Source organism: Streptomyces sp. NPDC056600 (assembly GCF_042792855.1).
In the GTDB taxonomy this organism is placed as follows: Bacteria; Actinomycetota; Actinomycetes; order Streptomycetales; family Streptomycetaceae; genus Streptomyces.
Window position 1 is genome coordinate 1 of sequence record NZ_JBHTVQ010000107.1, and the last position, 13,066, is coordinate 13,066.

Here is a 13,066-nt window from a genome sequence, read left to right on the forward strand (position 1 = left end):
GGCATCACGCCCCTGCCGGCCCTTCGGCCTTTCCTCGCCCGGCTTTCCTCGCCCGGCCGGGCGACCTCCTCACCCGTACGGGTGGACATCGGGTGAACCGGAACGTCAACGGCGATATGCATCGTTCACCGGATGAATCGGTCGGCGACCGGCCGGCGATCCGCCGGCGACCGGTCATCGACGGCCGGACACCGACACGGGACCGGTCGGGCCCGGAAAAGGGAGAGGGAGGCACGCCATGCGCCGAGGACGAGACGGGGGCACGGCGGACGCGAGGCGCCCGCGCGTCGTGGCGGGTACGCGCACCGCGCGCACCGCCACCCGGACCGCGCGCACCGCGACCCGCACGGCCGCCACGGCGGGGGCCACCGCGGTGGTGCTGCTCGCCGCGGCCTGCGGCGGCGGAGGCGGTGGCGGCGGGGACGAGGGCGCGGTCCTCAGCTCCTCCTGGGGCGACCCGCAGAACCCGCTGGAGCCGGCCAACACCAACGAGGTGCAGGGCGGCAAGGTCCTCGACATGATCTTCAGGAACCTGAAGAAGTACGACCCGAAGACCGGCGCGGCCCAGGACATGCTCGCCGAGAAGATCGAGACCTCCGACTCCCAGAACTTCCGCATCACGGTCAAGGACGGCTGGAAGTTCAGCAACGGCGAGCCGGTCACCGCCCGCTCGTTCGTGGACGCGTGGAACTACGGCGCGAGCCTGAAGAACAACCAGAAGAACGCCTACTTCTTCCAGTACATCGACGGCTACGACAAGACGCACCCGGAGAGCGGCTCGCAGAGCGCCGACACCCTCTCCGGCCTGAAGACCGTCGACGACCGGACCTTCACCGTCAAGCTGTCCCAGAAGTTCTCCACCTTCCCGGACACCCTCGGCTACAACGCCTACGCCCCGCTGCCCCGCGCCTTCTTCGACGACCACGACGCCTGGATCGCCAAGCCGGTCGGCAACGGCCCGTACCAGGTCGACTCCTACGCCAAGGGCTCGCAGATGTCGCTGCGCGCCTGGGACGGCTACAACGGCCCGGACAAGGCGCAGAACGGCGGCGTCGACCTCAAGGTCTACACGGACAACGCCACCGCCTACAACGACCTGATGTCCGGCAACCTCGACCTGGTCGACGACATCCCGGCCAGCCAGCTGAAGAACGCGCCCAACGACCTCGGCGACCGGTACATCAACACCCCCGCGGGCATCCTGCAGACCCTGGCCTTCCCCTTCTACGACAAGGCGTGGAACAGGCCGGGCATGGAGAAGGTCCGCAAGGGCCTGTCCATGGCGATCGACCGCAAGCAGATCACCGAGACCATCTTCCAGAAGACCCGCACCCCCGCCACCGACTGGACCTCCCCGGTCCTCGGCGAGGACGGCGGCTTCCGCGAGGGCCTGTGCGGCGAGGGCTGCGAGTACAAGCCGCAGGACGCCAAGCAGCTCATCGAGGAGGGCGGCGGCCTGCCCGGCGGCCAGGTCAAGATCACCTTCAACGCGGACACCGGCTCGCACCGGGACTGGGTCGAGGCGGTCTGCAACAGCATCAACCGCGCCCTGGGCCAGGGGAAGGCCTGCGTGCCCAACCCGATCGGCACCTTCGCCGACTACCGCAACCAGATCGGCGACGAGAAGATGCCCGGCCCCTTCCGGGCCGGCTGGCAGATGGACTACCCGCTGATCCAGAACTTCCTCCAGCCGCTCTACTACACCAACGCATCGTCCAACGACGGCAAGTGGTCCAACCAGCAGTTCGACGACCTGGTCGACGAGGCCAACGCCGAGTCGGACACCACGAAGGCGGTGGACACCTTCGTCAAGGCCGAGGAGGTGGTCCGCGACGAGATGGCCGCCATCCCGCTCTGGTACCAGAACGGCTCCGCCGGCTATTCGGAGCGGCTCTCCGACGTCACCCTGAACCCCTTCAGCGTCCCGGTGTACGACCGCATCAAGGTCGGCTGACCCGGAAGGCCGCCGTGAGGCCGGCACCGCACCAAGGCCGGGAGGCACCATGGGACGCTATGTGATCCGGCGTCTGCTCCAGATGATCCCCGTGTTCGTGGGGGCGACGCTGCTGATCTTCCTGATGGTCAACGTCATGGGCGACCCGATCGCCGGGCTCTGCGGCGACCGCGCCTGCGACCCGGCGACGGCGGCCCGCCTCAAGGCGGAGTTCGGCCTCGACCAGCCCGTCTGGAAGCAGTACCTCACCTACATGGGCAACGTGCTCACCGGCGACTTCGGCACCGCCTTCAACGGCCAGAAGGTCACCGAACTGATGGCCACCGCCTTCCCGGTGACGATCCGGCTGACCCTGGTGGCGATCCTCTTCGAGATCGTCATCGGCATCGCCCTCGGCGTGGTCACCGGGATGCGCCGCGGCCGGCCGGTCGACACCGGGGTGCTGGTCGCCACCCTGGTCGTGATCTCCGTGCCCACCTTCGTCACGGGCCTGCTGCTCCAGCTGCTGCTGGGTGTGAAGTGGGGCTGGATCAACCCGTCGGTCTCCTCCGACGCCACCTTCGGCGAGCTGATCGTCCCCGGCCTGGTGCTGGCCTCGGTGTCGCTGGCCTACGTCACGCGGCTGACCCGGACCTCCATCGCCGAGAACCGCCGCTCCGACTACGTCCGCACCGCCGTCGCCAAGGGGCTCCCGCGCCGCCGGGTGGTCTCCCGCCACCTGCTGCGCAACTCCCTGATCCCCGTGGTCACCTTCATCGGCACCGACGTCGGCGCGTTGATGGGCGGCGCCATCGTCACCGAACGGATCTTCAACATCCACGGGGTCGGCTACCAGCTCTACCAGGGCATCCTCCGGCAGAACACCCAGACGGTGGTCGGCTTCGTGACGGTGCTGGTGCTGGTCTTCCTGGCGGCGAACCTGATCGTCGACCTCCTGTACGCCGTTCTCGACCCGAGGATCCGCTATGCCTGAGCCCCGGCCGAACTCCGACCCCGGCGAACTGGACGGCGGACGCTCCGAGGACCGCGCCGGCCCCGAGGACGGGGCCATCGCCGGGACGGGCTTCGGCGGCTCCATGGACCTGGCCGCCGACGAGGGCCGGGCGCTGGAGCGGGACCCCGAGCACGACGGCGCCGGGCCCGCCGACCGGCCCCGGTCCCTGTGGTCGGACGCCTGGCGGGACCTGCGCCGCAACCCGGTCTTCGTGATCTCCGCCCTGCTGATCCTCTTCCTGGTCGTCATCGCGATCTGGCCGAGCCTGCTGACCTCGGGCGACCCGCTCGACTGCGACCTCGCCAAGGCCCAGCAGGGCTCCCAGCCAGGCCACCCCTTCGGCTTCAACGCCCAGGGCTGCGACGTCTACACCCGCACCGTGTACGGCGCCCGCACCTCGGTCACCGTCGGCGTCTGCGCCACCCTCGGCGTCGCCCTCCTCGGCAGCGTCCTGGGCGGTCTCGCCGGGTTCTTCAGCGGGATCTGGGACGCCCTGCTCTCCCGGCTCACCGACGTCTTCTTCGCCATCCCGGTGGTGCTCGGCGGCCTGGTGCTGCTGTCGGTGGTCACCAGCAACACCGTCTGGCCCGTCATCGGCTTCATGGTGCTGCTGGGCTGGCCGCAGATCTCCCGCATCGCCCGCGGCTCGGTCATCACCGCCCGGCAGCACGACTACGTGCAGGCGGCCCGGGCGCTCGGCGCGTCCAGCCCCCGGATGCTGCTGCGGCACATCGCGCCCAACGCCGTCGCCCCGGTGATCGTGGTCGCCACCATCGCGCTCGGCACCTACATCGCCCTGGAGGCCACGCTGTCCTTCCTCGGCGTCGGCCTCAGGCCGCCCACGGTCAGCTGGGGCATCGACATCTCCTCCGCCTCCCCGTACATCCGCAACGCCCCGCACATGCTGCTCTGGCCGGCCGGCGCGCTGGCGATCACGGTGCTCGCGTTCATCATGCTCGGCGACGCGGTCCGCGACGCCCTCGACCCGAAGCTGAGGTGAGCCGCGCCATGCTGCTCGAGGTCCGCGACCTGCGCGTGGAGTTCGCCACCCGCGAAGGCGTCGCCAAGGCGGTCAACGGGGTCAGCTACGAGGTCGCGGAGGGGGAGACGCTGGCCGTGCTGGGCGAGTCCGGCTCCGGCAAGTCCGTCACCGCCCAGGCGATCATGGGCATCCTCGACATGCCGCCCGGCCGGATCACCGGCGGCGAGATCCTCTTCCAGGGACGCGACCTGCTGCGCCTCAAGGAGGAGGAACGGCGGGGAATCCGCGGCGCGGAGATGGCGATGATCTTCCAGGACGCGCTCTCCTCCCTCAACCCCGTGCTCACCGTGGGGGACCAGCTGGGCGAGATGTTCGTCGTCCACCGCGGCATGTCGAAGAAGGACGCCCGCGCCAGGGCGGTCGAGCTGATGGACCGGGTCCGCATCCCGGCCGCCGCCCAGCGGGTGCGGGACTACCCGCACCAGTTCTCCGGCGGCATGCGCCAGCGCATCATGATCGCCATGGCGCTGGCCCTGGAACCGGCGCTGATCATCGCCGACGAGCCCACCACCGCACTGGACGTGACGGTCCAGGCGCAGGTCATGGACCTGCTCGCCGAACTGCAGCGCGAGTACCGGATGGGCCTGATCCTCATCACCCACGACCTCGGCGTGGTCGCCGACGTCGCCGACAAGATCGCCGTCATGTACGCCGGCCGGATCGTCGAGACGGCCCCGGTGCACGACCTGTACAAGGCGCCCGCCCACCCGTACACCCGGGGCCTGCTGGACTCCATCCCGCGCCTGGACCACAAGGGCCGCGAGCTGTACGCGATCAAGGGCCTGCCGCCCAGCCTCACCGCCATTCCCTCCGGCTGCCCCTTCCACCCACGCTGCCCGATGGTCCAGGACGTCTGCCGCACCGACGTGCCCCCGCTGTACGCGGTGGAGCCGGCCGGGGCGGGCGGTCCGGCCACGGGGGAGGGGCGGGGCAGCGCCTGCCACTTCTGGCGCGACTGCCTGGAGGACACCGGGCCCCGCTGACGCCCGACGCCCCCCTGTTCCCGCCCCGCCGTCCCCTCCGGTCCCGCCGCCTCGCCGGTGGGTGACCGCCGCCCGACCGTCCCCGCCTCGCCGGTGGGGGACCACTGCCCGACCGCCCCAGCCGGCCGAACCGCCCGCCAGGAGAACCGATGGCCACCATGGCGCCCGTGCCCGGCACGGACACGACGACCGAGCCGATCCTCGAGGTCGAAGGCCTCGTCAAGCACTACCCGCTCACCCAGGGCATCCTCTTCCGCAAGCAGACCGGCGCGGTGAAGGCCGTCGACGGCGTCGACTTCACCCTCGGCCGCGGCGAGACCCTCGGCATCGTCGGGGAGTCCGGCTGCGGCAAGTCCACCGTGGCGCGGATGCTGGTCAACCTCGAACGCCCCACCGCCGGGGTGATCCGCTACAAGGGCGAGGACGTCACCCGGCTGTCCGGGCGCGCGCTGAAGGCCGTCCGCCGCAACATCCAGATGGTGTTCCAGGACCCCTACACCTCGCTCAACCCCCGGATGACGGTCGGCGACATCATCGGCGAGCCCTACGACATCCACCCCGAGGTCGCGCCGAAGGGCGACCGCCGGCGCCGCGTCCAGGGGCTGCTGGAGGTGGTGGGCCTCAGCCCCGAGCACATCAACCGCTACCCGCACCAGTTCTCCGGCGGCCAGCGCCAGCGCATCGGCATCGCTCGGGGCCTCGCGCTGCGCCCCGAGATCATCGTCGCCGACGAACCGGTCTCCGCGCTGGACGTCTCGGTCCAGGCGCAGGTGGTCAACCTGCTGGAGCGCCTCCAGGACGAGTTCGGCCTCGCCTACGTCTTCATCGCGCACGACCTGTCCGTCGTCCGGCACATCTCGGACCGGGTGGGGGTGATGTACCTGGGCCGCATCGTGGAGATCGGCACCGACGGGCAGATCTACGACCACCCCACGCACCCCTACACCCAGGCCCTGCTCTCCGCCGTCCCCGTCCCCGACCCGCGGGCCCGCGACCGCCGCGAGCGGATCATCCTCACCGGGGACGTGCCCTCCCCGACGAACATCCCCTCCGGCTGCCGCTTCCGCACCCGCTGCTGGAAGGCGCAGCAGCGGTGCGTGGACGAGGTCCCGCTGCTCGCCGTCCCGGAGGCGTTCCGCGGCGAGGGGGGTCCGGCCGCCCATCCGTCGGCCTGTCACTTCGCCGAGGAGAAGCGGGTCGTGCCGCCGGACCAGCCTTAACAGAGCGGCAACCGCGCGGACTCCCGCGCGCCACACGGCCGCGGAAGAGTATGTCCTGTACGGCCGTGCGGGTGCCGTGAACCGGGCCGGGGCCCTCCAGTAGCCCCGGCCCGTCCCCGCGCCCGCGTCGCCCCACGCCGCCTCCGCCGTCCTGCGGGCAGGACTACCCCGCCTGTACGACCTGCGGGCGGCTGGGCCGCCCAGAGGGCGGCACGGGCGGGCGCAGGGCGGTGCGTCCGCGGCGAGCGGCTCGCTCCACCGGGCCCGGGCGGGGGCACCCCTTCGCACAGGACAGTGAGCTCCACGTGAGCCGAGCAGGCACGCGCCCGCCGAGCCCCAGCTCACTGCGGGAGCCCCGGGACAACGAGGCTCCGTGGCGCAGGCCCCGCCAGGGAAGCGGCTGAGGCCCCGGGACACAGGCCCGCCTCGCCACGGCAGAGGCCCCCGCACTCACCCCCCGGCAGCCCCCCGCGGCACCGCAACCCCCAACGCCCGCCGCAGGAAGTCCACCTGGAACAGGAGCAGGTTCTCCGCCACCCGCTCCTGCGGCGTCATGTGCGTCACCCCCGACAACGGCAGCACCTCGTGCGGACGCCCCGCCGCCAGCAGCGCCGACGACAGCCGCAGCGCGTGCGCGACCACCACGTTGTCGTCCGCCAGGCCGTGGATCACCATCAACGGCCGCACCGTCTCCGCCGCCCCGGAGAGCCCCTCGTCCGTCACCAGCGAACTCGCCGCATAGGCGTCGCCGTCCACCGCCGGGTCGCCGAGGTACCGCTCGGTGTAGTGGGTGTCGTAGAGCCGCAGGTCGCTGACCGGCGCCCCCGCGATCCCCGCGGCGAAGACGTCCGGCCGCCGCAGCACGGCCATCGCGGCGAGGTACCCGCCGAACGACCAGCCCCGGATCGCGACCCGCGAGAGGTCCAGCGGGTACCGCTCGGCGAGGTCGTGGAGGGCGTCGATCTGATCCTCCAGGGCGAGCGTCAGGTCGCCGGCGACGGACTTCTCCCAGGCGGGCGAACGCCCCGGCGTGCCCCGCCCGTCCGCGACGATCACCGCGAACCCCTGGTCGGCGAGCCACTGGGAGGTCAGATGGGCGTTGTGGGCGGCGTACACACGCTGCCCGTGCGGGCCGCCGTAGGGGTCCATCAGGACGGGCAGAAGGTCGCCCGCACGGTGGTGCGCGGGCAACAGCACGGCGCACGGAATGCGCCGCGCGCCCGCCTCGGTGAGGGAGACCCGGGGGGTCAGGCCGGGGTCCGCGGCGTGCGAGGCGATCCGCGCGACCTCCTCGCCGTCCCGCAGCACCCGCACCACCGCCCCGGGCCGGTCGAGCACCGAGGACACCAGCACCGTCACCCCGCCCGCACGCACCGCCGTGTGGACGCCGGGCTCCTGCGACACCCGCTCCACCCCGTCCGCGGTGACCCGGTGGACGTGCACCTCACCGAGTTCCGCTTCCGGCGCCCCCTCGCCCGCGGAGGCGGACACCAGGACGTCGTCCTCACCGACGTCCAGCACCGCCCGCAGGTGCAGCCCCGCGTCGGTGAGGGTGCGCCCGCCCACCGCCAAGGCCCGCGCCCCGCTCTCGTCGGTGATCCGCACCAGCTCCCCGCCCGGGCTCCAGCAGGGCGTGGCAGCGAACAATTCAAGCCATGTTGGATCTTTCTCCCGCAGCACCGTGCGGGTGGCCCCGGTGTCCGGGTCGACGGCGAGGGTGAGCTGCGTGCGCTGGTCCCGGCTCTGCACCAGGATCAGCGGCGAACCGGCCGCTGACCAGTGCACTCGTGCCAGGTACGGGAACGCCTCGCGGTCCCAGAGGACCTCCGTGCGGCCGCCGTCGAGGCCCAGGGCGAACAACTGTACGTCCGCGTTGGGGGTTCCGGCCGCGGGGTACGCGTGCGCCCGCGGTTCGCTGCCGGGGTTCGCGGGATCGGCGATCCACCACCGCCGGACCGGCGCGTCGTCGTACCGGGCGACCAGCAGCCGGTCCGACCCGGGGGCCCACCAGAAGCCCCGGTCGCGCCCCATCTCCTCCGCCGCGACGAACTCGGCGAGCCCGTACGCGACCGTCCCGGACTCCGGTTCCGCCAGCGCCCTGTCCCCCTCGCCGTCCGCTCCCACGACCCGGAGCGCGCCGCCCGCGGCGTAGGCGACGAGGCGTCCGTCGGGGGAGGGACGGGGGTCGGTCACCGGCCCGGGGACGCTCAGTTCACGCACCGCCCCGTCCGTCGTCGAAGCGCAGAAAAGCCGCCCTGACAAGGCAAAACATGCCAAACCAGCGGCGGCGTCGGTGGCGTGGGAGACGATGCCGGCGCCGCCCTCGCGGCTCCGCTCGCGCCGGGCCCGCTCCTGCGGGGACAGGTCCTCCTCGCCGCCGCCGAGCAGCGCGACCGGGTCCGCCACGAGCCGCTCCGAGGGGTCCTGACCGGGCCGCAGATCCAGCGCCCACAGGGCGCCCGCCCGGTCCGTGCCGGAACGCGAGCGGAGGAAGACGACCCGTGAGCCGTCGGGTGCGACGGTGAACGCGCGGGGCGCTCCGAGGGTGAATCGCTGGGTGCGGGCATACCGCCGGGGGAAGGATTCGGTGTCCGTCTGCATGACCCGACCATATTGGCCATGCGCCCCCCTTGTGCGGCTGTGCGCCGACTCATGCGTTGCCCCGGATAGTTATGATCACTGCCGTCCGGTGGGTATCAACCTGCTGGCTGCGCGAAGGATTTGTCGCCCCTTCGGTCCGACTGCCAGTGTCCTAGGGAGCTTTGGAGGTGAACCGCCGTGGCACTCTCGATCTCGGTGGTGGTGCTGCTGGCGATCGTCGTCTTCCTGCTGATCAAGAAGTCGGGGCTGAAGGCGGGGCATGCGATCGTCTGCATGCTGCTCGGGTTCTACCTCGCCGCCTCGTCGGTGGCCCCCACGATCAGCGAGCTGACGAACAACATCGCCGGCATGATCGGCAGCTTCAAGTTCTGACCCGGCGTCCTCCACCGTCCCGCATACCCCCGGGACGGCGGCGTACACCAGGCAGTGCGCCGGGGCGTTCCGCCGGGCCTTGGGCTCCCGCCTAAGCTGGCCCCATGACGGAAACGCCCGCTCGCCGCCTGCTGCTGGTGCACGCGCACCCGGACGACGAGTCGATCAACAACGGCGCCACCATGGCCCGCTACGCGGCCGAGGGCGCCGGGGTCACCCTGGTCACCTGCACACTGGGCGAGCTCGGCGAGGTGATCCCTCCCGAGCTGGCGCACCTGTCCGGCGCCGCGCTGGGCGCGCACCGCCGTCAGGAGTTGGCCGCCGCCATGCGGGAGCTGGGCGTCCACGACGTCCGGCTGCTCGGCGGGGCGGGCCGCTACGGCGACTCCGGGATGATGGGCCTGCCCGACAACGACGCCCCGGGCGCCTTCTGGGGAGCCCCCGTCGACGAGGCCGCCGAGCACCTGGTCGCCGTGATCCGCGAGATCCGCGCCCAGGTCCTGGTCACCTACGACCCGAACGGCGGCTACGGCCACCCCGATCACGTCCAGGCCCACCGCGTCGCCATGCGCGCGGCCGAACTGGCCGCCGACCCGGGGCTGCGCCCCGACCTCGGCGAGGCCTGGGACGTCCCGAAGGTCTACTGGACCCGGATGCCCCGCGCGGTCGCCGAGGAGGCGTTCGTCCGCCTGCACGAGGCGCTGCCCGGCCTCCCGTTCCCGGCGGCCGCCGCCGTGGACGACCTGCCCGGCATCGTCGACGACCCGTCGCTGGTCACCGCCCGGCTCGACGCCGAGGGCACCGCGCACGCCGCCGCCAAGGCCGCCGCGATGACCGCCCACGCCACCCAGATCGCCGTCCACGGCCCCTGGTTCGCGCTCTCCAACGACCTGGCCCAGCCGCTGTTCGCGGTGGAGCACTACCAGTTGGTGAAGGGGCGGCCGGGCGGACCGGGCGTCGAGACCGACCTGTTCGCCGGGGTCGTCCCGGTGTCCGACGCGCACCAGGAAGGCGCCGCATGAGTGCGAACCCCCAGGGCCCGGGGCAGCGGCCCGCTGGCCCGGGGCAGCGGCCCGCCGGAAGCCTGCTGGCCCAGCCGCTGCGCATGCCCTCGGCCGGCCGGACCGCCGCGTACGCCGGGCTGCTCCTGCTGGGCGCCGTGGTCGGGGTGGCCGGCGCCCTGGTGCAGGGCGCCTTCTTCCCCGCCGGGCTGCTGCTGGCGCTCGCCGGGGCCGCCGGAACCTTCCTCGGCGGCGCCCGTCTGACGGGTACGCGGGCCGGCGCCGCGGTGCCGGTCGTCGGGTGGCTGGCCGCGGTCGTGCTGCTCACCACCAGCCGGCCCGAGGGCGACTTCGTGTTCGCCGCGAGCCTGCGGCCCTACCTGTTCCTCCTCGGCGGAATGGTGGTCGCTATGATCTGCGCCACCCTCGGGGGCGGCCGCAACCGCTGAGCGCGCCGCCCTGTTTGTGAGAGACGTCCCGCTTCGTCCCGCCGTCCTGGCGCCCCCCGGGGCGGGAAAGCCCTCGGCCGTGGGTTACCCGCGGGAAGCGGCCAGTATCGTGGAGCGCGCCGCCGAGAAGCCCGCTATGAGGTCGTGACGGGCGGCGGAGCCAACCGGGAGAACCTGCCTTGAGTCGTGAAACTGACAGTCCGTCCCCCACGCCCAACGGGCCCGGCGGATCCTCGCACCCCTCCGAGCCGTCGCGCCCCGAGGAGCGTAAGACCGAGACCACACTGACGACCCGGGTGAAGATCAACATCCCCGGGTCCCGGCCGATCCCGCCCGTGGTGGTACGCCAGCCGGTCGGCGACGGTTCCTCCGCCCCGGGCGATCAGCCCGAGGCGGGCGGCCCCGCCGCGCCCTCCGGGCGGGCCGACGCCCCGTCCGCCACGCCCGGCGGCACGCCGTCCTCCCCGTCCTCTCCCCCCGCCCCGGCGAAGGAGAAGACCAGCGACTGGTTCGCGCCGCGCAAGGCCCCCGCGGCCCCGCCGCAGGGCGCGCCCGAGGCCGCTCCGGGCCGGCCCGCGTTGCCGGGCCCGTCCACGCCCTCCCAGGGCGGCACACCGCGTCAGGGCGGAGCCCCCGGTCAGGGCGGCGCACCCGGTCAGGGCGGTGCACCGGCGGCCGGCGGCCGGAGCCGCACGCCCGCCGCGGACGCCCCGGCCCTGCCGCAGCGCCCCACCGCGCCCCGCCCCGGCGGCGGCGCGCCCGTGGGGCAGCGCCCGCCCGGCGCCCCGCGTCCCTCCGGCGCGTCCAACGCCCCCGGCGCCCCGCGCCCCGGCGGCCAGGGCGGCACCAACGGTGCGGGCCTCCCCGGCGCGACCGGCGGACCGGTGGCCCCCGGCCACGGCGGCGGCACCGGCTCGGTCGACGTCACCGAGGCGCTCAACGCCGGCCCGCTGGGCCCCCGCGGCGGCCAGACGCAGGGCGGCCAAGCGCAGGGCGGCCAGACGCAGGGTGGTCAGACCCCCCGTGCCGGTCAGGCCCCGGGCGGCGGCCAGACGCCGGGCGGCGGGCAGGCTCCGCGCGGCGGGCAGGCCGGCCCGGGAGCAGGGCCGAAGGCACCCACCGGTCCCACCGGCGGCCCCGTCACCGGCAGTGGCCCGCTCACCCCCAACCTCGGCGGCGGCCTGAGCGACGACACCACGGTCCTCACCCCGCAGCGCCCCTTCCCCGGCGGCAGCGGCGGCACCGGCGCTCCGGGCGCCCCCCGCCGGGACACCATCTCCGGCGACACCCTCACCAGCGGCCTTCCCCGGGTGCCCGCGGGCTCCGGTCCGGCCGGGCCGGGCGGTCCGGCCGCCGGCGTCCACGGCGGCCCCGCCACGCCGCCGCCCGGCAGGCCCGGCGGTCCCGTGGCCCCCAACCCGGCGCCCGCGCCCGCCGCGGCGGCGCAGCCCGTGCGGAAGAAGGGACGCAACAAGCTGGTCCTGCTCGGCGGCGGCCTGGTGGCCCTGTGCGCCGTGGCGTACGGCGCCGGACTGCTGCTGAACCACTCCGACGTGCCCAAGGGCACCACCGTGCTCGGCGTGGAAATAGGCGGCGGCACCCGCGACGAGGCCGCGCACAAGCTGGACCAGGCCCTGGGCGACCGCGCGGACAAGCCGCTGCAGCTCACCGTCGAGGGCGACACCGTCAGCCTCGAGCCCGACCAGGCCGGCCTGGACCTCGACACCCGGGCCACCGTGGGCGCCGCCGCGAAGAGCGACTACAACCCGGTCTCGGTGATCGGCTCGCTCTTCGGCCAGCAGCGCGAGATCGAGCCCAACATGCCGGTCGACTCCGAGAAGCTGCGCGCCGCGCTCCAGGAGGCCGCCGGCGGCGCCGGCTCGGTCACCGAGGGCGGCATCGAGTTCAAGGCGGGCAAGGCCGTCGCGGTCCACGGCAAGCCCGGCAAGGGGCTCGACGTCGAACAGGCCGTCCCCGCCGTCAAGGAGGCATACCGCCGGCAGGTCGCCACCGGCGACGCCGGGGCCGTGGAACTGCCGGTCGCCACCCGCGAGCCCAGCGTCCCGGACGCCGAGGTGGACCGGATGATGAAGGAGTTCGCCAAGCCCGCCATGTCCGGTCTGGTGACCGTGCAGACCGACGCCGCGCACACCATCTCCTTCAGCCCGCAGAACTCGCTCTGGCGCTTCCTGCGCGTGCAGGCCGTCGACGGCCGTCTGATCGAGAGCTACGACAAGGCCGAGCTGGAGAAGCTCTACGGCGAGACCTTCGACGGCGTGCTGATCACCCGCGGCACCGGCAAGAAGACGCCGGTGACCGTCGAGGACGTCATCGGCGCGCTGCGCCCGGCCCTGAAGAGCACCACCCAGCGGGTCGCCGTCATCGACACCGACCCCAGCTGACCGCGGCACCGCCGCACCGACGGGTCCGCCCGCACCGCCCCCGGGGGC

Annotated in this window: 10 protein-coding genes; 9 read left to right on the forward strand and 1 reads right to left on the reverse strand. The window is 73.5% G+C overall.

Annotation, left to right across the window (positions count from 1 at the left end):
- Positions 1–373: 373 nt before the first annotated feature.
- The 5 genes from ACFRAV_RS30415 (at position 374) to ACFRAV_RS30435 (ending at position 6,193) form a co-directional block, all read left to right on the forward strand.
- Positions 374–1,954 (forward strand): ABC transporter substrate-binding protein, encoded by a 1,581-nt coding sequence (locus ACFRAV_RS30415; protein ID WP_382560567.1) that lies wholly within the window; start codon positions 374–376, stop codon positions 1,952–1,954.
- Positions 1,955–2,003: 49 nt separating this feature from the next.
- On the forward strand, positions 2,004–2,927 hold the full coding sequence (locus ACFRAV_RS30420; protein ID WP_351114776.1) for an ABC transporter permease: 924 nt from the start codon (positions 2,004–2,006) through the stop codon (positions 2,925–2,927).
- A complete protein-coding gene (locus ACFRAV_RS30425; protein ID WP_382560546.1) occupies positions 2,920–3,948 on the forward strand; it encodes an ABC transporter permease in 1,029 nt (342 codons plus the stop codon). Before ACFRAV_RS30420 ends, ACFRAV_RS30425 begins: the two co-directional genes overlap by 8 nt.
- Positions 3,949–3,956: 8 nt before the next feature.
- Positions 3,957–4,973 carry an ABC transporter ATP-binding protein gene (locus tag ACFRAV_RS30430; RefSeq protein ID WP_351114778.1) on the forward strand — a complete coding sequence of 339 codons (1,017 nt, stop codon included), beginning with the start codon at positions 3,957–3,959 and terminating at the stop codon, positions 4,971–4,973.
- Positions 4,974–5,122: 149 nt separating this feature from the next.
- Positions 5,123–6,193 carry an ABC transporter ATP-binding protein gene (locus ACFRAV_RS30435; RefSeq protein ID WP_382560550.1) on the forward strand — a complete coding sequence of 357 codons (1,071 nt, stop codon included), beginning with the start codon at positions 5,123–5,125 and terminating at the stop codon, positions 6,191–6,193.
- A gap of 450 nt (positions 6,194–6,643) precedes the next feature.
- On the opposite strand, the gene ACFRAV_RS30440 is transcribed toward ACFRAV_RS30435, so the two are convergent.
- On the reverse strand, positions 6,644–8,794 hold the full coding sequence (locus tag ACFRAV_RS30440; protein WP_382560553.1) for a prolyl oligopeptidase family serine peptidase: 2,151 nt from the start codon (positions 8,792–8,794) through the stop codon (positions 6,644–6,646).
- A 177-nt stretch (positions 8,795–8,971) separates the two neighbouring features.
- Here ACFRAV_RS30440 and ACFRAV_RS30445 point away from each other — a divergent pair, with 177 nt between their 5' ends.
- The 4 genes from ACFRAV_RS30445 to ACFRAV_RS30460 all read left to right on the forward strand — a co-directional run bounded on the left by ACFRAV_RS30445 (position 8,972) and on the right by ACFRAV_RS30460 (position 13,018).
- Positions 8,972–9,166: a hypothetical protein gene (locus ACFRAV_RS30445; RefSeq protein ID WP_166021337.1), complete on the forward strand. Its 195-nt coding sequence runs from the start codon at positions 8,972–8,974 to the stop codon at positions 9,164–9,166.
- A 104-nt stretch (positions 9,167–9,270) separates the two neighbouring features.
- Positions 9,271–10,188 (forward strand): N-acetyl-1-D-myo-inositol-2-amino-2-deoxy-alpha-D-glucopyranoside deacetylase, encoded by a 918-nt coding sequence (gene mshB / locus ACFRAV_RS30450; RefSeq protein ID WP_382560557.1) that lies wholly within the window; start codon positions 9,271–9,273, stop codon positions 10,186–10,188.
- Positions 10,185–10,616 carry a DUF6113 family protein gene (locus ACFRAV_RS30455; protein ID WP_382560560.1) on the forward strand — a complete coding sequence of 144 codons (432 nt, stop codon included), beginning with the start codon at positions 10,185–10,187 and terminating at the stop codon, positions 10,614–10,616. Before mshB ends, ACFRAV_RS30455 begins: the two co-directional genes overlap by 4 nt.
- Before the next feature lie 179 nt (positions 10,617–10,795).
- On the forward strand, positions 10,796–13,018 hold the full coding sequence (locus ACFRAV_RS30460) for a hypothetical protein (RefSeq protein WP_382560563.1): 2,223 nt from the start codon (positions 10,796–10,798) through the stop codon (positions 13,016–13,018).
- The last annotated feature ends 48 nt before the right edge of the window (positions 13,019–13,066 follow it).